This window comes from Acinetobacter towneri (assembly GCF_001758345.1).
GTDB lineage: Bacteria > Pseudomonadota > Gammaproteobacteria > Pseudomonadales > Moraxellaceae > Acinetobacter > Acinetobacter towneri_A.
In genome coordinates this window covers 42,072-63,144 of sequence record NZ_MKQS01000011.1, presented here as the reverse complement: position 1 = coordinate 63,144, position 21,073 = coordinate 42,072, and the positions used below count along the sequence as shown (strand labels likewise).

General features: G+C 40.3%; 16 protein-coding genes and 3 pseudogenes. 9 read left to right on the top strand and 10 right to left on the bottom strand.

Annotated features, from left to right (window positions below):
• Positions 1–4: 4 nt before the first annotated feature.
• Positions 5–1,255, bottom strand: coding sequence for an exonuclease SbcCD subunit D (locus BJN41_RS07310; protein WP_070154272.1), 1,251 nt, complete (start codon positions 1,253–1,255; stop codon positions 5–7).
• 481 nt (positions 1,256–1,736) lie between these two features.
• Between BJN41_RS07310 and BJN41_RS07305 the strand changes: the two genes are divergently transcribed.
• Together BJN41_RS07305 and BJN41_RS07300 are read left to right on the top strand one after the other, a co-directional pair.
• Positions 1,737–2,192: an ABZJ_00895 family protein gene (locus BJN41_RS07305; RefSeq protein WP_070154271.1), complete on the top strand. Its 456-nt coding sequence runs from the start codon at positions 1,737–1,739 to the stop codon at positions 2,190–2,192.
• 125 nt (positions 2,193–2,317) lie between these two features.
• A complete protein-coding gene (locus tag BJN41_RS07300; protein WP_070154270.1) occupies positions 2,318–3,235 on the top strand; it encodes a TIGR01777 family oxidoreductase in 918 nt (305 codons plus the stop codon).
• 20 nt (positions 3,236–3,255) lie between these two features.
• Here BJN41_RS07300 and BJN41_RS07295 read toward each other — a convergent pair whose 3' ends face one another.
• A complete protein-coding gene (locus tag BJN41_RS07295; protein WP_070154268.1) occupies positions 3,256–4,374 on the bottom strand; it encodes an NAD(P)/FAD-dependent oxidoreductase in 1,119 nt (372 codons plus the stop codon).
• A 14-nt stretch (positions 4,375–4,388) separates the two neighbouring features.
• Positions 4,389–5,402: a porphobilinogen synthase gene (gene hemB / locus BJN41_RS07290; RefSeq protein ID WP_070154266.1), complete on the bottom strand. Its 1,014-nt coding sequence runs from the start codon at positions 5,400–5,402 to the stop codon at positions 4,389–4,391.
• 120 nt (positions 5,403–5,522) lie between these two features.
• Here hemB and BJN41_RS07285 point away from each other — a divergent pair, with 120 nt between their 5' ends.
• From BJN41_RS07285 to BJN41_RS14765, 4 genes and pseudogenes are all read left to right on the top strand, one after another.
• The gene (locus tag BJN41_RS07285; protein ID WP_019838301.1) at positions 5,523–6,020 is read left to right on the top strand and encodes a thioesterase family protein; all 498 of its coding nucleotides are present in this window, start codon (positions 5,523–5,525) and stop codon (positions 6,018–6,020) included.
• Positions 6,021–6,552: 532 nt separating this feature from the next.
• A pseudogene (locus BJN41_RS07280) lies at positions 6,553–6,771 on the top strand (transposase); the annotation flags it as partial.
• Between the two features lie 76 nt (positions 6,772–6,847).
• Positions 6,848–8,007 (top strand): IS3 family transposase gene (locus tag BJN41_RS07270; RefSeq protein WP_087514482.1). Its coding sequence is split into 2 segments (ribosomal slippage): positions 6,848–7,082 and positions 7,082–8,007, totalling 1,161 coding nucleotides; the frame shifts between segments, so codons are not numbered across the junction.
• A gap of 468 nt (positions 8,008–8,475) precedes the next feature.
• Positions 8,476–8,652, top strand: a pseudogene (locus BJN41_RS14765) (VF530 family DNA-binding protein); the annotation flags it as partial.
• Positions 8,653–8,945: 293 nt separating this feature from the next.
• Here the strand turns inward: BJN41_RS14765 and BJN41_RS07260 are convergent.
• From BJN41_RS07260 to BJN41_RS07235, 6 genes are read right to left on the bottom strand one after another with little or no spacing between them, the layout of a single operon-like run.
• Positions 8,946–10,004 carry a 2,3-butanediol dehydrogenase gene (locus BJN41_RS07260; protein ID WP_004281883.1) on the bottom strand — a complete coding sequence of 353 codons (1,059 nt, stop codon included), beginning with the start codon at positions 10,002–10,004 and terminating at the stop codon, positions 8,946–8,948.
• A gap of 21 nt (positions 10,005–10,025) precedes the next feature.
• Positions 10,026–10,811: an acetoin reductase gene (locus BJN41_RS07255; RefSeq protein ID WP_070154261.1), complete on the bottom strand. Its 786-nt coding sequence runs from the start codon at positions 10,809–10,811 to the stop codon at positions 10,026–10,028.
• 11 nt (positions 10,812–10,822) lie between these two features.
• The gene (lpdA, locus tag BJN41_RS07250) at positions 10,823–12,223 is read right to left on the bottom strand and encodes a dihydrolipoyl dehydrogenase (protein ID WP_070154259.1); all 1,401 of its coding nucleotides are present in this window, start codon (positions 12,221–12,223) and stop codon (positions 10,823–10,825) included.
• Positions 12,224–12,234: 11 nt separating this feature from the next.
• Positions 12,235–13,770 (bottom strand): 2-oxo acid dehydrogenase subunit E2, encoded by a 1,536-nt coding sequence (locus tag BJN41_RS07245; protein WP_070154257.1) that lies wholly within the window; start codon positions 13,768–13,770, stop codon positions 12,235–12,237.
• A 1-nt stretch (position 13,771) separates the two neighbouring features.
• Positions 13,772–14,791 carry an alpha-ketoacid dehydrogenase subunit beta gene (locus BJN41_RS07240; RefSeq protein ID WP_070154255.1) on the bottom strand — a complete coding sequence of 340 codons (1,020 nt, stop codon included), beginning with the start codon at positions 14,789–14,791 and terminating at the stop codon, positions 13,772–13,774.
• 15 nt (positions 14,792–14,806) lie between these two features.
• The gene (locus BJN41_RS07235) at positions 14,807–15,769 is read right to left on the bottom strand and encodes a thiamine pyrophosphate-dependent dehydrogenase E1 component subunit alpha (protein WP_070154253.1); all 963 of its coding nucleotides are present in this window, start codon (positions 15,767–15,769) and stop codon (positions 14,807–14,809) included.
• Positions 15,770–16,111: 342 nt separating this feature from the next.
• On the opposite strand from BJN41_RS07235, the gene lipA reads away from it, so the two are divergent.
• Together lipA and BJN41_RS07225 are read left to right on the top strand one after the other, a co-directional pair.
• Complete coding sequence (lipA, locus tag BJN41_RS07230; RefSeq protein ID WP_070154252.1) at positions 16,112–17,086, top strand: lipoyl synthase; 975 nt, start codon at positions 16,112–16,114, stop codon at positions 17,084–17,086.
• Positions 17,087–17,342: 256 nt separating this feature from the next.
• Positions 17,343–18,434, top strand: a complete 1,092-nt coding sequence (locus tag BJN41_RS07225) for a transcriptional regulator (protein WP_070154250.1) — start codon at positions 17,343–17,345, stop codon at positions 18,432–18,434.
• 141 nt (positions 18,435–18,575) lie between these two features.
• Here the strand turns inward: BJN41_RS07225 and BJN41_RS07220 are convergent, their stop codons facing one another.
• The gene (locus BJN41_RS07220) at positions 18,576–19,751 is read right to left on the bottom strand and encodes a Fic family protein (protein WP_070154248.1); all 1,176 of its coding nucleotides are present in this window, start codon (positions 19,749–19,751) and stop codon (positions 18,576–18,578) included.
• A 282-nt stretch (positions 19,752–20,033) separates the two neighbouring features.
• Here BJN41_RS07220 and BJN41_RS07215 point away from each other — a divergent pair.
• Positions 20,034–20,965: pseudogene (locus BJN41_RS07215) on the top strand (IS5 family transposase).
• Positions 20,966–21,073: the final 108 nt, after the last annotated feature.

The window sequence follows — 21,073 nt, the reverse complement described above, 5'->3', positions numbered from 1 at the left end:
ATCCTTAAGCTTTATTCTGATCAAGTTCGTGTTGGGCTTCGGCCAAAAGCTGTAAAAAATCTTGGCTCACTTCTGGGTCTGGTTGATAACCCATTTTTTCCCATAAATCTAAAAATAATTTTTCAGGCGTTGGCGGTTCTAAATCAATTTTTGATTGTTGCAAGTTCGAGTTTTCACTATTTTGAAAGCGTCGTGCAATACGCAGTAAACGATAGCGGTTGGCAGGTAGTGCTTGTTCAATTTGTTGACGTAAATCAATGGGTGGCGGCGCATCGCTGATATATTCAATTTCTAAAAAATGCCGTGCGCAGACTTCTGCAATTTCATCTTTTGGCAATTGATGAAGTTCTGTGATTAATTCAGAAAGTTCGCAGCGAATCCGAAGCAGCTCTACCGTGCGTGGAATAAGCAAGCTTTCATATTGGAAACGCTGTGCATCTGCCTGCAACGGGTCAATTCTGACCTCAAGAACTTGGTGTTTATAATTCAGCTCGCTAAATGATAAGGGAATGGGTGAACCGCTATAACGGATATGCGGCTTTCCCACCTGTTGCGGTTTGTGTAAGTGTCCAAGTGCGACATAGTCAATCACCTCATCAAACACTGCAGTCGATAAGGCTTCTTCATTCCCCACTACAATGGGGCGTTCTGAGTCAGAAGTTTCGCCGCCTTGCATGTGCGCATGTGACATTAAAATTAAGGCTTGATCGGGCTGTTTACGGGCTTTGGCTTCTGCAATGAGTTGTTKATGCAAATAAGCAACTGCAGATTGATTGTCACTGCTATGTTCATTTAAACCTGTAATTTCTGCACTGCGTAAATAGGGCAGGGTCAGACACCAGGCCACAATATTTTGCGCAGCATCATAAATAGGCACTAAGAGTTTATCTAAATCTAATTTTTGCTCAGCTGTTTTGCCAATCACGCCCACGGCTTTGGCGTTGAAGCGATCTAAAAAGGGTTCAACTTGCTCAATGCGATAGCCAGAGTCATGATTACCAGCAATCATTAAGGTTTGCATGTGTGGCGCAAGCGCATGCGCATCGGTAAGGAATTGGTAGAGTTGTTTTTGAGCGCTCGAAGCAGGATTTACTACATCAAAAATATCGCCTGCAATGAGCAGCGCATTTGGCTGTTTGCTTTTAATTTGAGTTAAGAGCCAATTCAAAAATTCAGTATGTTCATATTCACGTTCATGGTGATGGAAAAATTGTCCCAAATGCCAATCAGACGTATGTAAAAAATGAACAGCCATGCGTGTTCCAATCTTGATGTTGAATTATGAGATAACTTAACATAACTGAGCGCAACACTGCGGCAAAAAACCAGTTTTCTGCTTTTAAAGCGACAATTTAGGTCGCAGAAATTTTAAAGAGAAGAGAAAATAAAATCTGTCGCGATCTGTATAGAAAAATAGGAATAGTCAAAGTCTGATGCTAAATAAGCGAGATAAAAAGGTCTTAAAAAATAAAGACCGACGATTCGAGTGATGATGAAATCGTCGGTCAAAGAAAAACTTGCGATACAGTAAAGCTTGGGCTGCTGTTCAAAGCATGACTGTATGCGATTTATTGCTTTAGTAGGTCACCGAAAATATTGTGGATGCCATACACATTAACGGTTGTTGTGACCTTGTAGCCTATATAACGTCAGGCTTTTGTATTCGGTTGACAATTTCATGAAAAAAAAACCAATTTTTTTTATACTAGGCTGAATCTTTTGTCTGAGTCATTTTCATGGTATCGCTAAGCCGTTATTTTCTCTGGTTTTTCTTGTATTGCTTTGTGATGACCTGTATTTGTGGCGTATTGGCTGCATTGTTACCTGCGGGTGTAGGCGGGATTTTAACTGCAGTGCCTTATTTGGTTGCCATGATTTTAGTGCTGTATAAGTTTTTAAAACAACAACGCCGCGCACCGAATGACAAGGAACGCAAGACATTTACTTTGGGATTTAGCCTGATTTTCTGGGGCTATAACTTGGCATTTTTATTATTAGGTTTGGTCATATTCTCTCGCCAAAACCCAAGCATTTGGCAAGATTTTTTACAATATTTACAACAGCCACAATTTATAAGCGTGGTGGTGATCATGTTTTTATTGATTGCAATTCCACTGTATTTGCTGACTTATTGGTTTTATGGCAAACAAGCACAGCGTATGGCAGTGAAAATGTTTGGCTTGCAAAAATAGTTATTAGTCACTGATTTTATTCAAATACATGATCAGTTATGTGATGATGATTTGCTTAGACTTGAACATTTAGTCTAAATCACGTATAGCTAAAACTATATTTTTCATCATGCTGAGATTGGACAATGCATAAACCTTTGGTGCTGGTAACAGGGGCAAGTGGTTTTATTGGTTCACAATTGTTGCCATTTTTATTGCAACAGGATTATCGGGTGGTGGGGTTAACCCGACAGCCTAATCGAGTATCCAAACATCCTCAATTGCGTTGGATTCAGCAGTTGGATGAACTCGACACCGACAAAATTGATTATGTGATTAATTTGGCAGGAGAAAGTATTGGGCAGGGCAGATGGACTGCGGCACGTAAACAAAAATTGCTCGATAGTCGGGTTCAGACCACAGTGCACTTATATCAATATCTTGAAAAGCGCCGTATTTTTCCAAAGTGTATTATTTCAGGTTCGGCTGTAGGGTATTACGGAATTGATCCGCAGGAACAATGGTCAGCAGTATGTACCGAGCACAGTGCGGCACAAGATATTTTTATGTCACAGTTGTGCCAACAATGGGAACAGGCTGCATTAAGCTTCAGTCAGCAAAAAACCAAAATTATGCGCTTGGGCGTGGTGTTTGGACGCGGTGGCGGCATTTTACCGCAAATGTTGTTACCAATTCGTTTAAATGCTGTCGGGCGGATTGGGCATGGACGGCAGCCTGTGGCATGGGTACATATACAAGATGTTTTACAAGTCATTCACTTGTTAATGACGCAAACTGTAGACGCCAAAATTCTGAATGTAGTTGCACCTGAAAAAACCAGTCAACAGGATTTTGCCGAAACTGCAGCTCGGCTTTTAAAACGTCGTCCATTTTTTGTGTTACCTGCTTTTGTCTTACGTGGGCTATTGGGCGAGCAATCACAATTGGTGCTGAATGGGCAATATGTCAAACCCCAAGCCTTAGAGCACGCGGGTTATTGTTTTCAATATCCAAAACTTGAACAGGCGCTAGCGGCTTGTTTAGGTGCATCATCCTCTACTTAAATAGAGGATGATGCTGAACATTATGCATTGATAGCAGTTGAATGTAATTGCTTTGGATCATAAGCAGCAGGATCCACAATTGTCTCTTGCCCAAGCATGAGTTGTCTTAATAACTGCGCTGAAGCAGTGCCCATACATAGGCCATTACGGAAGTGTCCGAAATTCACCCAAACATTATTCAAGTTTGGTACTTTGCCGATATAGGGCACACCTGTAGGCGAGCCTGGACGTAAACCCGCCCATTGTTTCACAATGGGGAATTGTGCCAATTCAGGCACCATTTCAAAACAGGCACTTAAAATATCCTGTTTAATTTGTGGGTCAGGGGAAGTATCAAAACCAACATGACGCATACTTGAACCGCAGAGCACATGCCCATCTTGACGTGGAATCAAGTACATGACCTTGTTCATGCACATGCTGGGTAACCATTGTGCAGGGGTTTTAAACAATACGATTTGCCCTTGCACAGGCTGTATAGGAATCTGTAAACCCAGTTGTGCCGCCCACTGTTGTGACCATGCGCCTGTTGTAAGTACGATATGATCTGCTTGATGTAAACGGCCATCGGCAGATTGAATGGCTTGAATACGATTTTCAATGATCTGAAATTGTTGAATTGGGCAGTGTTCAAAAAATCGCACGCGCGGATGTTGTTTCAAATATTGCGTGAGCGATTGTAATAAGCGCGGATTGCGCACATTGGCAAGCTGTGAAAAATACAGGGCTTGTTGAAATTTGGGATGGATATGCGGGTTAATTTGTTCGAGCTGTTTCCGATTCAGATATTCGGCTTGCTGCATGGTTTCGTGATGACGCTCGGCATAATTTAAACCAATTTCAAAATCATCTTCATCAAAAATCAGCATACCTGTTTCATGGATTTCAAAATTAATGCCTGTGATAGGTTTGAGTTTTTCATTCCATGCTTGGTACTGTGGTTTGGCAAATTTAGCTAAGTCATTGACCGCTTGAGGATAACGCCATGGATACATGGGAGAAAGAATTCCACTCCCTGCCCATGATGCGGCTTGAGCTGCCTGTTGTTGATCAAAAATACTGATAGAGCAACCTTGCTCTACCAGTTCGAGTGCAGACAACAAACCGCTGATGCCTGCACCAATAATTGCGATGTGCATGAAAGCCGCCTATTTTATGCCATATCTTTAAGTTTGAGAGCAGCTTCTTCGGCAAAATACGTCCAAATACCATCTGCACCTGCACGGCGGCAACTCATTAGCGATTCAATAATCACACTGTCCGACAACCAGCCATTTTGAATCGCTGCAGCAAGCATGGCGTATTCACCACTCACTTGATAAACAAAGGTGGGCACACCAAAGTTATCTTTCACTTCACGTACAATGTCTAAATAAGGCATGCCTGGTTTTACAATCACCATGTCTGCACCTTCTTGAATATCCAGTGCAATTTCATGCAGGGCTTCAGCACGGTTGCCAATATCCATTTGATAATTGTATTTGTTGCCGCCTTTTAGGTTACTCGAAGAACCAACGGCATCACGGAACGGACCGTAAAAGCTAGAGGCGTATTTGGCAGAGTAGGCCATGATAGAGGTATAAATATGTCCGTTGCTTTCGAGCGCCTGACGAATCGCCCCAATACGACCATCCATCATATCACTTGGCGCAACGACATCTGCACCCGCTTCGGCATGGCTTAATGCCTGTTTAATTAGACATTCAACGGTTTCATCATTCAATACATAGCCTGTGTCATCAATAATGCCATCTTGACCATGCGTGGTGTATGGGTCGAGTGCACCATCGGTAATCAGAACCATTTCTGGTAATTCTTTTTTCAGCAGACGTAGCGTGTTTTGCACCAAGCCATCTTCACGCCATGCAGCTTCTGCGTTTAGGCTCTTATCTTCTTGTGGCGTGACTGGAAATAAGGCCAGTTTAGATACACCTAGCTGCATTAAACGCTCGGCTTTTTTGAGTAATAAGTCTCCCGATAAACGCTGAATGTTCGGCATGCTTGGAATAACTTGGGTTTGATTTTTTCCTGGTAAAACAAATACAGGATAAATCAAGTGATCTGTGCTTAAGTGAGTTTCGCGAACCATGGCGCGTAATTGATCATTTTTACGGATACGACGCATACGAGTGGCAGGAAATGCAGGGCGATTGAACGTATAGGTCATAAAAATCTCACTGATCGGTATTAAACTAGACAACTATTGTAGCCCCTTAAATTTCATTTGGGCATACATTGAGTTTTTTTATTGTTGGTAAATTGAGTTATTTGGACTTTTGGGCACGTTATGAATAATGCAGAGCAAAATTGGACTGGGAATATACATTTAGGCGCGAAAGTCGATATTGATATCGTGCTAAGACAATTGGTCAATGCATTTAATGAATCGCCATTTTTTCAACACAATGGCATGAGCATGCGTGTGGTAGATGGTCAAATTGAAGCATATATTGAGATGCGACCGTATATGATAGGCAATGTGGCATTTCAAATTTTACATGGTGGCGTTGCTGCAACCATTTTGGATAGTGTGGGTGGTATTGTGGCGATGGGTGAGTTATATAAAAGTAGTAAACCTGATAATTTGCCCGACACCATAAAAAAAGTCACCCGTTTGGCTACAGTAGATATGCGGGTGGATTATTTAGCGCCGGGACGTGGCAAGTATTTTATTGCCCGTGCGGAAACTTTACGTTTAGGGCGTAAAGGTTGCACTATGCGTATGACGATGGTGAATGATGAAGATAAACCCATTGCAACGGCAATAGCGTCTTATGCCTATTAAAATCTAAGCTAGGGCGCAAACCATTGTATTTTAGCTAGGTGTTTATTCCCAGATTTAAATGCTGCCAGATAAGTCTATTCCATACGGTTCACTTGCTCAAAATACCTTTCTGTAAATGTCTTCACGCGGTTGATGGTCAAGGCACGCCAGTTGATTGAGAAGTTTTATACTGGTTTTAATTAAATAATACACTTCAAAATGTGACTTTATTTCTGAAAATTATTGCTGAAAAAGCTTTTACAAATAGGTACGTGCAACAAAGCCCTTTTAAACTCAATTATTTTCAGGAAGGTTAGCCTTTCGACTTAACCTTCTTTTAGATCAATCAGGACTTCATTTAATCTTGGCATTTTTTGGGAAATACTACCTAAATTTAAAGGTTGCCCGTAATACCGCTTGCCGAGATTCACCTTGAGACACCGCTAAATTATTTACACTGGCTGTGTAGTAGGTTTTGTCTGATCCTAGACAAAATAATGGACAGCACGTCCCTCTAAAGATAACGTAACTTTAATCTTTGGAGATTCAAGAAATGGCTAAACGTTTTAGTCCCGAATTTAAACAGCAAGCGATTGATTATGCACTTTCAAACTCACACGAGTCTGTAGCTGCAATCGCCCAGAAATTAGGTGTGGGTTATTCAACATTAGATAAATGGATTCGTGAAACCAATCCGGCAGGTTCAAGTAAACGTCAACTTTCACCAGAACAACAGCGGATCGTGGAATTAGAGAAAGAAGTCAAACAGCTCAANTGATCCTAGACAAAATAATGGACAGCACGTCCCTCTAAAGATAACGTAACTTTAATCTTTGGAGATTCAAGAAATGGCTAAACGTTTTAGTCCCGAATTTAAACAGCAAGCGATTGATTATGCACTTTCAAACTCACACGAGTCTGTAGCTGCAATCGCCCAGAAATTAGGTGTGGGTTATTCAACATTAGATAAATGGATTCGTGAAACCAATCCGGCAGGTTCAAGTAAACGTCAACTTTCACCAGAACAACAGCGGATCGTGGAATTAGAGAAAGAAGTCAAACAGCTCAAGGAAGCCAATGACATCTTAAAAAAAGCGCATGTGTACTTTCTAACAGATCATGCCAAGAAAAGTACACGGTAATTCAAGATCTAGATATGAATGAAGTCACCGTATCTTCTGCCTGTAAATACCTAGGTGTCAGCACTTCAGGCTATTATGCCTGGCGAAAACGTCAAGCCAATACGGCACAGAAATATAATGACTTAAAAGCCGTATATTGGCAGCATCATGCACGATTGGGTGCACCTTCATTAGTACATGACATGCATGATTTAGGTTACAACATGAGCGAACGTACTATTGGAAGGATGCTAAAAAAGCTTGGTTTACGTAGCAGGATTGCACGTAAATACAAGCATACGACTGATTCAACCCATCGTTTGCCTACAGCACCCAACTTGTTGGATCGCCAATTTACAGTTACTCAGCCTAATAAAGTCTGGACAACAGACATTACCTATATCCGCACTAAAGAAGGTTGGTTGTATTTATGTGTGATGCTAGATTTATTTAGCCGTCGTATCGTGGGGTGGCAAACCAGCCATCGAATAGACCGCCAGTTGGTGTGTGATACGTTTAACTATGCAATGGCTCGTCAGGGTTATCCAACTGGTGTTATGGTTCATTCGGACCAAGGCTCACAGTACTGTAGTCGTGATTTTAGAGCGCTGTTACTGAAAAATGATTGTACTCAGAGTATGTCTAGACGTGGAAACTGTTGGGATAATGCAGTGACTGAAAGCTTCTTTCATACATTAAAAGGTCATGTGGTACATGGCAGTGTGTTTTCGACTCGAAAAGAAGCGAATGCTGTCTTGTTTGACTATATTGAAATTTATTACAATCGAGTCAGAAGACATTCTGCAAACGGCTGGTTAAGTCCAGAAGCCTTTGAACAGAAATATATTAAAAGTTTAGAGGGGCTGGTTGTCCACGATACTGTCTAGGATCAAAGTAGGATATTTAATCAGTGCTAATTGGTTAGATTACTCGTTATTAGGACATACTGAGGTCAAGAGAATCTTAAGTCAGGAGTTTCATTATCGAAAAATAAAAATCAGCAAAAAAGTTGAGAAATTCCTTGAGGAAATCCTGTTCGAATTACTTATAAATATTATTTTTGAATTAAGCAATAAAATTAAAGAGGTACAGAAGTTCCAAGGAAGAAAGATAGATCTCCATGAAATATTTGCATCTAACATCTATCTAAAATTAGAAGATGATAAATGCATACTCGTAAATACTGTAGGATTGTCTACATCTGATAGAGTTACAAAATTAGTTAATTTTCAGTAACAAGTTTAATTAAATGAACGAAACCGGACATTTCTATTTTGGAGTTACACAAAAATTGCGTATAATCTATATTATGTTAAATAAATAACACCTGTCATTTTGTTCATTATTTCTGATGTGGCTTTGATGGCTTAAGTCGTAAAATTGAAATTAGATGTTTTTGTATAGATCCAAGTGTTAAGTCATCATTACGGTTTTTACGTACCACACCATTGGCACGTGAAAAAGTTGAAAGCTTATATTTGTATGTCTTCAAAAAGCCAAACAAAAATCGTAGCTATCAAAACTCAGCATAATATTTTCTACCAAACAGAAAACTAAACTTAGTGAATAGCCAATGATTTTGTAGATACCTTTCAATTAGTTAGTGGTAGACTGCCACCACTCTCCTGGCAAAATTTAGTCTATATCCCTATGGTTTATTTAAAAACTTATTTTCTATCTTTAAGGCTCTATGATCAAAATCATACTGGCACTCAACACTGTAAATTTGAGAATGAATCTGTACGTACAGACTCATTCTCTATCTATAAAGATATTAGAAATAGCTACATAGAGTTTATTTCTAGTTTATTCAAATTAGGCGTTACTACGGATGAACAATAATTTTTACAGCAGACTCATTATTATGAATCAATGTTTCAAAGCCTTTAGAAACAAGATCATCTAATGCAATCCGTTGGGTAATAAAAGGTTCTAGATTAATCTTACCTTGCTCAACCAAACGGATAGTTTCCTGATGATCATTTACATAAGCAATCGTGCCACGAATATCTAGCTCTTTCATCACCACACTATGCACATTAATTGTGGCAGGATGGCTCCAAATAGAAACGATAACGACTACACCAGTTGGTTTCATTGCTGCAACGAGTGTATCCATGACTTTATTGACACTACTACATTCAAAAGCGACATCTACACCGCGGTCTTCTGTAATTTTCATTACCTCAGCAACTACATCAACCTTAGATGGGTCTAGTACATAATCGGCAACACCCGCTTCTATCGCTTTTTCTTTACGTTTTGCACTCAGTTCAGTAATGATGACCGTGAGACCTTTAGCCTTTAAAATAGCAGATAAAAGTAAGCCTATTGGGCCTGCTCCACCAACCAGTGCGATATCGCCAGCTTTTGCGCCACTTCTGACATAGGCATGATGACCGACAGATAAAGGTTCTATCAATGCTGCTTGGTCTAAAGGAATATCATTTGAAATAGGATGCACCCAACGCCGCTGAACTGCAATTTTTTCAGAAAGACCACCACCGCGTCCGCCTAAACCAATAAAGTTCATATTTTTTGATAAATGATACTTATCATTGGGGCCAGTCGGGACATCATCCGCAATAATATAGGGTTCAACTACGACATGTTGCCCAATTTGGATATCGTCTACACCCTCACCAACTGCATAAACTACGCCTGAAAATTCATGTCCCATTGTTACAGGTGCAGATTCTCCCGAAATTGGATGTGGATGACCACAAGGTGGAATAAAAATAGGGCCTTCCATGAATTCATGTAAATCTGTACCGCAAATACCGCACCATGCAACTTGAATTCCAACTGTGCCTGGAAGTACTTTCGGTTCAGGGATATCTTCAATTCGAATATCCCCTCGGTCATAAAAACGAGCTGCTTTCATTGTGTATTCCTTATGTTGATATTAACGGTAAACCATTCCACCATCTGTCAAAATAGACTGACCTGTAATATAGTTTGCATCCTCGCTGGCTAAAAATGCAACTAATGCAGCCACGTCATCTGGTGTTTCAGCACGTCCTAAAGCAATACCATCTACATATTTTTTATACGTTTGACCAATTGGTGCACCTGTAATTTCAGAGAACCGCTGATCTATTTCGACCCACATGTCTGTACCAACAACACCCGGACAATAGCTGTTTACCGTAATTTTAGCACTGGCATATTCTTTAGCCGCAGCTTGCGTCAATGCACGAACTGCAAATTTAGTTGCCGAATAAACACCGAGTAAAGCAAAACCTTCATGACCTGCTATTGAGCATGCATTAATAATTTTTCCAGCCTGTTGGCGTTGTTTAAATTTATTTGCTGCGGCTTGAATCCCCCAAAGTACACCACCGACATTGATGTTCATAATTTGGGTAAATTCACTCGGCGTTACTTCTGCCAAAGCTTTGACTTGTGCAATACCTGCATTATTAATCATGATATCAAAACCATTAAGTGTCGATTCTGCATGATTAATAGCGTCACTGATTTGTATTGGATCTGAAATATCCGCAATAAATGTGGTGGCTTTTACGCCAAAGGCTTCAACCTCTTGTTGAACAGTATTTAACTTTTCTTGGGGAAGATCGACCAATCCAATATGAACACCTTCTTGTGCTAAACGTAAGGCAATACCGCGTCCAATACCTTGTGCCGCACCCGTAATTAATGCAACTTTATTGTTTAAACCTCTAGGCATGTTGCGACTCCTTAGATATGAATTGCACGTTGCATCGCAGACAAGACCGACTCATGCATCGCCTCAGATAAAGTAGGATGAGGGAAAATGACCTGTGCTAAGCTTTCATTGGTTGCTTCTAGATATTTTGCGATCGCAAAACCTTGGATGTGTTCGGTGACTTCATGCCCAACCATGTGAGCACCCAACAATTCACCTGTTTCCTGACTAAAAATGGTTTTAACAAATCCTGCGCTATCGCCCAAAGCCAATGCCTTACCATTGGCTTGCAAAGGAAACTTACCCACATTGATATTCAAGCCCGCAGCTTTCGCTTTCTGTTCTGTCAAACCAATACTGGCCACTTGCGGATGGGTAAAGATACAGCCCGGAATTTGTGAACGATCTAAAGCATGTACATGACTTAGGCCTGCAATTTTCTCCACACAAAGAATGGCTTCGTGACTGGCTTTGTGTGCCAAACACGGTGCGCCTGCGACATCACCAATTGCATAAATGCCCACTACATTGGTTTTACACCATGAGTCGACTTTAATAAAACCATTCTCAAATTCAATTCCCAAAGCTTCTAGGCCAAGATTTTCAGCATTTGGTTTCACGCCAATAGCTGAAAGCACCTTTTCAACAGTAATGATTTGTACACCTGTGGCAGTTTCAATATGACAATGTACTTGAGCCTGATCAGTTTCTATTTTTTTTACAGTCGCTTCGGTTAAAACCTGCATACCCTGCTGTTCAAATTGCTTTTGTACATACTTCGCAACTTCAATGTCTTCGCTAGGGAGAATCTGCTTTGCAATATCAACCAAGGTAACTTGGCAGCCTAAGTCTTGGTATAGGCTTGCAAACTCACTGCCTATAGCCCCCGAACCAATGACCAGTAAAGATTTTGGTAATTGTTCCGGAACTAAAGCCTCTTTATAACTCCAGACCTGATGGCCATCTACAGGAATATGAGGCAAATTGGCCGCACGTGCACCTGTTGCGACAATAATATGCGGTGCAGAAATCTGCTGTTTTTGACCATTCGCATCTGTAAGCTCTAATTGCTCTTTGGCAATAAACTGGGCAGCTGCGTTAAAAACAGTGATTTGATTTTTTTTCAATAATTGACCGATACCTTGCACGAGTTGCTCAGAAACCTGTCTGCTATGATGGACCAGTTTTTGAATGTCAAAATCAATCGCGTTAAGCGTAAAGCCAAACTGCCCTGCATGTTTGAACTGCTGTGCAAGCGCAGCCCCGCTCAATAATGCCTTGGTTGGAATGCATCCCCAATTAAGACACACTCCGCCTAAGTGTTGTTTTTCAACGATTGCAGTTTTTAATCCCAGTTGCGCTGCGCGAATCGCAGCGACATATCCTCCAGGACCAGCACCAATAACCACAAGATCAAATTGTGTATCTGACATGGCTATTCCTCCTACACCAAAATTAATGCAGGATTTTCGACAAACTGCTTCAATGCCGATAAGAATTGAGCACCCAACGCACCATCAATGACACGATGATCACAAGACAATGTTGCGGTCACCATTTCACGAACAACAATCTCATCATTTTCAACGACAGCACGTTTCTCTGCTGCACCTAAGGCTAGAATTGCACCTTGAGGCGGGTTAATAATGGCATCAAACTGTGGAATACCAAGCATGCCCAAATTGGAAATACTGAAACTGCCCCCTTGAAACTCATCAGGTGCCAATTTTCCAGTTTTGGCACGTGTCGCCAGATCACGCATATCATTGGAAATTTGCGCCAAAGATTTACGGTTCGCTGCTTTAATAATTGGCGTGATCAGTCCATTTTCGATGGCTACAGCAACCGAAATATCAGCCTGTTCAAACTGTAAAATCTGCTGATTCTCTTCATCAAACTGAACATTAACTTGTGGAACTTTAATCAGTGCAGCAGCAGCAGCTTTAATCAGCATATCGTTAATGGACAGTTTGACTTGCGGTACAGTACTGTTAATTTGCTGACGCAAAGCCTGAACAGACTCAACATTTAAGTCTATCGTTAAGCGAAAATGTGGTGCATTGCGTTTTGACGCTTGTAGCCGTGCAKCGATTGCTTTACGCATACCATTCATAGCTACGGTGGTGAATTTTGCAGACTCTGTTGGATGCGTATACTCAGTATGTTGAGCTTGTACAGGATTTTCCCGTTGATATACAGCTTCAACATCTTCCTTACAGACTCGTCCACGTGAACCTGATGCGCGACAATCATGCAAATTAATGCCCCATTGTTTTGCCAAACGGCGGGCAACAGGTGTCGCTAGAACATAACTGTCATCTGCTTTAGATTTCGCGGCTTTCGTGCTGGCTTGATGACGTACATCTGGCCAAGAACCACCAGCAGCTTGAACTGCGGCCTGAATATCTTGAACACTGATACGGCCTTCACGTCCAGAACCCGTAATCTGAGCCAAGTTTACATTATGCTTTTCAGCCAATTTCAAGGCATGTGGCGTTGCAAAAATATCATCGCTTTGTTGGTAGCCTTGTAACTCATCAGGAATAGAATATCCGCCCTGAGTCACCGCTTTTGATCCATTACCAACACTGTTCTGTTTAGGAGCAGCTTGTACTTTGGTTTCAACTTGAGCCACATCGACTTTTTCAGGAACCGCTGCTACCGCTTTATTTTCAGTTATAGCAGGTGTTCCACCTAAAGACTGTGCAAATGCTTCAACTTCTGCATCGGAAACTTGAGCGTCTGCACAAATTGCAATGATTCCACCTACGACCAGTGTGTCACCATCGTTAGCAATAATTTTTCGTAGCAGGCCATCAAAAGGTGCCTCCAATACATTGACGATTTTTGTGGTTTCAATTTCACAAATTTCCTGTCCTTTACTAAATTGGGTACCTTCCTGAATCAGCCATTGGGCAATCGTACCCTCTTCCATGGACAAACCCCATTTTGGGATTTCTAAAGTTTTAATTTCGCTCATCCTAAGCCTCCAACGTCTTGCGTACAGCCTGTGCGATGCGTTCTACACTAGGTAGCCATTCTTTTTCTAATACTGGTGAAAATGGTACGGGTGAGTGTGGTGGAGTGACTAATTCGATTGGTGCTTTAAGATAATGAAAGCCCTTCTGTGCAATGAGGGCAGCCACATCATGTCCGAAACCACAACGCGCTGCTGATTCATCCACAATAACTACGCGACCTGTTGAAGCCACTGACTCTAAAATGCCATCTTCGTCTAATGGAGAAATGGTTCGAGGGTCAACCACCTCAACCGAAATGCCTTCTTTTGCGAGCTTGTCAGCAACTTCATTGGCACGATGCACCATCAAACTTAAGGCTATAATGGTGATATCTGTGCCTTCACGGGTGTAATTTGCGACACCAAAGGGAATAGTGTAGGACTCATCTGGCACTTCGCCCTTAATGTCGTACAACAACTTGTGTTCACAAAAGACTACTGGGTCGTCATCTCGAATGGCTTGAATCAACAACCCTTTTACATCATAGGCACTTGAAGGCACCACCACTTTTAAACCAGGCACTGAGGCAAACACGTTATATGGCGACTGAGAATGTTGCGCTGCTGCGGAAAAACCTGCACCGATCATGCCTCGTACAACGAGTGGCGCTTTGGCTTTGCCACCAAACATATAGCGGAATTTAGCCGCTTGGTTATACAGCATGTCATAACACACGCCGTAAAAATCCATAAACATTAAATCTGCCACAGGTCTTAAACCCGTTGCAGCAGCACCTGCCGCCATACCAATAATCGCTGATTCTGTAATTGGCGTATCAATGACTCGTTCAGAACCAAATTCAGTCCATAAGCCTTTGGTTACACCAAGTACACCGCCAAAACCTTCCAGTTTATTGTCATCGGTATTTTTACCACCATGTCCACCACGAACATCTTCACCGACCACAATGACACTTGGGTCTCGGCGCATTTCTAATTCAATTGCTTCTTTAATCGCGTTTCGATAACTTTTATTTGGCATTTTTCTACTATTCCTTTAGTAAGAGACGTATACATCGGTAAGTAACTGAGAGGCTTCTGGGTACTTAGCTGCACGTGCCTTTGCAACGGCATCGTCTACATTGGCTTTAGACTGAGCGTCAATCGCATCGAGCTTGGCTTCGTCAATTTTGTCTTTGACTTTTTCGCGGAATATTTTCAATGGATCTTTATGTTCTTTGACATAATCCAGTTCTTCTTTAGAACGGATAAGCCCTGGATCACCTTCAAAATGTCCATAAAATCGGTTGGTTACCGTTTCAATCACACTCGGGCCTTCACCACGGCGGGCACGTTCAATGGCTTTTTGTGCAACTTCATACACAGCAAAAAAGTCTGTTCCATCTACTTTTTCAGCGGGTAAGCCAAAACCTGCTGCTCGGCCTGCAATGTCTTTACTGCCTACGGCATAATCATGTGCAGTACCTTCACCAAAACCGTTATTTTCAAAAACAAAAATCACAGGGAGCTTTAACACCACAGCCATATTCATTGCTTCAAAAGTTAAGCCCTGATTTGAACCACCATCACCGGTAAAAGATAGACCAATCCCACCATTTTTGAGTGTTTTAGCACTTAAAGCTGCCCCAATAGCCAAAGGTGGACCACCACCTACAATACCGTTTGCACCGAGCATGCCTTTATCTAAATCCGCAATGTGCATTGAGCCGCCTTTACCACGACACAAACCATCATCTTTGCCAAAAATTTCTAGCATCATGGCGTGAATGTCACAGCCCTTAGCAATACAATGTCCATGCCCACGGTGTGTTGATGTAATGAAGTCCTTATCTGTTAAATTTTCACAAATCCCTACTGCAACAGCTTCCTCACCGCTATAGAGATGGATGAAACCAGGAATATCACCTGTATTGTTTTCATCGTGAAGTCGATCCTCAAATTCACGAATGTCGCGCATTCTTTTGTATGCTGCTAGCAATTGCTCTTCCGTTAATTGCATATCTTTGTTCCTTATTCACTACGCTTAAAAGAAAATCCAAAATTGAATAATTGGATTTTTAAATCGTATATTTATATAAGAATATTTTTACTTAATTTCATATTAGACTAAAAAAATATAATGCATGAAAAGATGAGATAAATATTAAAAACAGAAGGTTATGAAATTAAAAATTTTTGTAAAATTTTACAATAGTTCAATTACATACAAAAACAAACCTTTAACCAACCTTTGTTTTATATGATAAGTTTTTTGCCCTGTTTTAATATTATCAATGCAGTTAAAGCAGCTTATTTAATATCAGGGTCTATATTAATTATTTTAAACGACGGAGTGTTTGAAATGGATTTAAATAACACAGTATTAACAGGAAAGAAGTTACGTGGCGCTGAAAAAATGGCGCGTATTCCAATTAAATTTGTTCCAACGGAAACGACATCGAAAAAGCCAGAATGGATTCGGACTAAAATTAGTCAACCTGAGGAAGTTCAAATCATTAAGGATTTATTACGACAACAGAAACTACATACCGTTTGTGAAGAAGCGGCCTGCCCTAATTTGCCTCAATGCTTTAGCGGTGGAACTGCAACGTTTATGATCATGGGAGATATTTGTACCCGACGCTGTCCATTCTGTGATGTCGCACATGGTCGTCCTAATATCCTAGATCCTAATGAGCCAAAGCATCTGGCTGAAACAGTCAAGAATCTAAACTTAAAGTATGTTGTGATTACTTCAGTTGACCGAGATGATTTAAAAGATGGCGGTGCACAGCATTTTGCAGATTGCATTCGAGAAATTCGTCAAACTAGTCCAGACACTTTGATTGAAGTTTTGGTTCCTGATTTTCGTGGTCGCGCAGATATTGCACTTAAAATTTTGAGCAAAAATCCACCTGATGTCTTTAATCACAATATTGAAACCGTGCCACGCCTGTATAAAGCCATGCGACCAGGCGCTGACTATCAGCATTCATTGAATTTACTTAAGAAATTTAAACACTACTGCCCTGATATCCCAACGAAATGTGGTTTGATGGTGGGTTTAGGAGAGATTGAAGCTGAGGTTATTGCGTTATTAAATGATTTGAAAGATTATCAAGTAGACTATGTCACAATTGGTCAATACTTACAGCCATCTAAGTCTCATGCGCCAATTCATCGTTTTGTTACGTTGCAAGAGTTTAATCATTATCAAACACATGGAGAGCGCTTAGCGTTTAAAAATATTTGGAGTGCGCCATTAGTGAGATCAAGTTATTTTGCTGACCGTCAGTATTATGGTGAGTCTGTACCTGCCCCATATATACGTGAATGACTTTTCATTATTTACATGCTTCATTGATAAATATGACAGTTACGTTTATTAACATTTCAGATGGAAATAGTCATTTTCAGCCCATAAGAACACTTTTAAAGTATTCTAAAGGTACAGAAAGTTAAATTGATATGGTTTAATAAACCAAAGAAAAACAATTTTAAGCCTGAGCAAGAAAATGGCATGAATGACTATCATCTGAAAACTGATTTATAACGTTTAAAAATATTACAGTCTCATCATAAAGGAATATGATATGAACCTGTTCAATACACCACCTGCAAAAAAGCTGCAAACAACCCATTTAATTAATCAAACTACTGTGCATGCTGCCCCTGTTTTAGCATTGCCTCAAGAAGATAAAACGTCTTTATTCCGCCGCTCTATTCAGCATAATTATGCAGATTTACTCAAAATAGCAAATGATTCAGATATGGCGATTGGTCTTACAGATCATCACGGGACTCTGTTATGGACATGGAGTAGTTCAGCGATGCTTTCTTCTGCTGAACAAGTTCATTTTATTGAGGGCGGACATTGGTCTACACAGGCAGTTGGAACCAATGCGATTGGTATGGCGTTAAACAGCCAAATATCAAGTTGCGTCTATTCTCATGAAAACCAAATGGACAGTGTTAGAGATTGGGTTTGTTATGCCGCACCGATTTGGGACCCAACATCGGGACAATTTCACGGCATTATTAACCTTTCTACAAAATATAAAAAACATACGCCTTTAGGGTTGCTCGCAGTTGAACGCTGTGCAGATTTAATACAGCGTGCCATAAAATTTGAGCAGCAAAATTTTTTGTACATTAAAGCGCTAGGTTCGCCTTGGGTTCAATTTAATGGGCAAACTTTAAACTTGAGTCACCGTCAAATTGAAATACTTTGCATTTTAGCTTTGCATCCCCATGGAATTGGCTTAGAAGAGTTACACTATGCCCTTTATGGTGAGCGTAGTGTCAGCCTAAAAACCCTAAAGGCTGAGCTTTCACAACTTCGTAGCCTATTACCTCATTCAATTGAGGCTCGCATTTATAGGCTTAGTTGTGAAGTCCAATGTGATTTTTTATGTGCTGAACAATCATTAAATGCAAATCTTATTTCCAGTACATTCTCACTATATAAAGGTAGCTTTCTCTCTAAATCAGAAAGCCCTTTACTCAGCACTTGGAGACATTGTTTTGATGCCCGTTTGAGCCAGTTGATCTATCAAATAAAGGATATCGATCAATTATTAAGAATTATTGGACAAACACATGACCGAATTGATGCGGTACAGCGTTTATTAGAGTTATTACCACAGGACAGTATCCACCGTAATTATTTTTCAAATATGATTTAGATTTGATCTGTTGCTTCAACTCTAAAGTTTTATTGTGAAACAGATTGAAAAGGAAGCTTGATTTTCATACTCCTTTAATGAGAATGTACGATCAAGTCTGAACTAATACAGAATATCGCTTATAAATAAGCTTTTAGTTGTTCAAACAAGTGAGACAACCTCTTTTTGAGTAAACTTTTCTTTATCAATTTTCAGCACGTAGCGAGTATTACGCCCACCACCTTCCAGTTTATACAGCACATCGTTTTCCAAAAGCTCGGTTAGGTGACGTGTTGCTGTAGCCTTACTTACTCCAGTGAGCTTTTGATACTGTGAAGCATTAATTCCTAGAGGGAAATCATTCTCTTCGCCATTGAGTAAGCGATTTAAAACTTTATTCTGGGCTTCATTGAATTCGATATGAGAATAAGTGCTCCAAAATTTCGCTTTAGTGATCGTTCGATCAAGTCGTAGTAAAGACCTATCGATACTTTTTTCTAAGGTGTTCAAAAACCAGACCAACCACTCATTAATTGTATAAGTATCATTCTGGCATTTCTCAAGAACCTCATAATAACTACTACGATTTTCATGAATGGCCACGGACATAGCATATAAACGGATACTTTGGTGATCCATTTGAGCTAATGCTAAATCTGTAATAACACGCGTAATACGACCATTACCATCTTCAAATGGATGTAATGTCACAAACCAAAAATGAGCAAGTGCAGCTCGCAATAACGGATCAAGCATTACATCTTCTCTAGAACTATTGAACCATTCTATAAATTCATTCATTAGTCCCTGTAAATGCTCTCCACCCTCAGGTGCTTCAAAGTAAACCTTGGTAGTAGTGCTATAAAGAGAACCACCAACAACCTGCATTGGTGCCTCGTTATCACGAATTTCTCCTACTTTGATTTTTTGCGCAGCATAATCAAAGCGTTCTATAGTTTGAAAAAGCCAGTTATGCCATTGTAATAAGCGCTCCATTGTTAATGGCGCATTATGATTGCTCACTGCATCCATCATGATATTGGCTAAACCTTCATTTTTATCTTGAATGGGTGCAGGATTTTCTTCTGTTATCCCTAAACGCCGAGCTAATGAGGATTTGAGTGAACGAACATTCAACTTCTCATCTTCAATGAGTGAGGATGCGACTAGATTTGTGAGCAGTGTATCTAATGGTAATGCCTCAGCTTCTGGTGATACTTTGCTCTCTCCGACTAATTGACCTATCTTCTTATGAATTAAACGTAATTTTACTGTGACAAGTGCTTCATCCCATTTAAATTTAGTCCAGTTTGCTTTTTGCCATACCCATTTTTTCATAAGCATTCCCCCTACTGCATGAGCCGATTGTAACACCTATTCGGCTCACTTAGTGAGCTATTAATTTAGTTATTCAGCTCATTTATGACGATTGACCTAATAAAACCTAGATTGTGAGCCGAATAATTGGCTTAAACAGCTCATATAGTGAGCCAAATATACAGGTTATTCGGCTCATTTACTTCTTTTAGCTATTAGGTTGGTTCTGTTAATTTTTTAATGCGATCAGGCTTTGTTGCACAAACCTATGTGTAAAGGCTTTTTCAGCGATATAATTTTCAAATGAAGAAGCCTACACCTAAAATCTATCGTACAACCAATTGGTCCTCGTATAACCAAGCTTTAATCAAGCGAGGAAATATTTCAATCTGGTTTGATCCTAAGACGCAATGGTATGCACAACCACAAGGCAAGCAAGGACGAAATCAAACTTATTCCGATACAGCGATTCAATGCTGTTTAATGATCAAATCTCTATTCCGTCTTTCTTTACGTATGGTTACTGGCTTTGTTCAAAGCCTGATTAAACTCTGTGGCTTGAATTGGACAGCGCCAGATTACTCCACCCTTTGTAGACGACAAAAGCATATTGATATTGCGATAAGCTATCAGAAAAGTCGTGATGGGTTACACCTACTCGTCGACTCTGCGGGTTTAAAATTTTTAGGTGAAGGCGAATGGAAGCGTAAAAAACATCAGCCTGAATACCGTCGGCAATGGCGTAAACTGCATATTGGTATAGATGTTGAAACACTGCAAATACGTGCCGTCAGCTTACGACAAATAATGTCAGTGATTCACAAGTACTAGGTGATTCACTGGATCAAATTCCACTAGATGAGCGAATAGATTCTGTCTATACCGATGGCGCGTACGACACGAAGTGCTGCAGACAAGTGATTTCAGATCGTCAAACACATGCAGTAATTCCACCCAGAAAGAATGCCAAGCCCTGGAAAGATTCTAAAATAAGTTCAATAGAACGAAATGAGTTACTTCAAACGGTTAAACATTTAGGCAGAACCCTATGGAAAAAATGGTCGGGTTATCACCGTCGTAGTTTGGTGGAAACCAAGATGCATTGCATCAAATTATTAGGAGATAAGCTGACGGCAAGACATTTTCAAAGTCAGGTCAATGAAATTCATGCGCGTGTGGCAGTTCTGAATAGATTTACGGAATTAGGTAGACCTCACACCCAAGTTATCTCTTGAATTTGAATGGATTGGGGAAAACTCAGCTTTTGAATGTTTATGCAACAAAGCCCAGTCAATCTCATAGTCTAGTTTGAATAAAAACTTATCTATGTACCTTCAATTTTA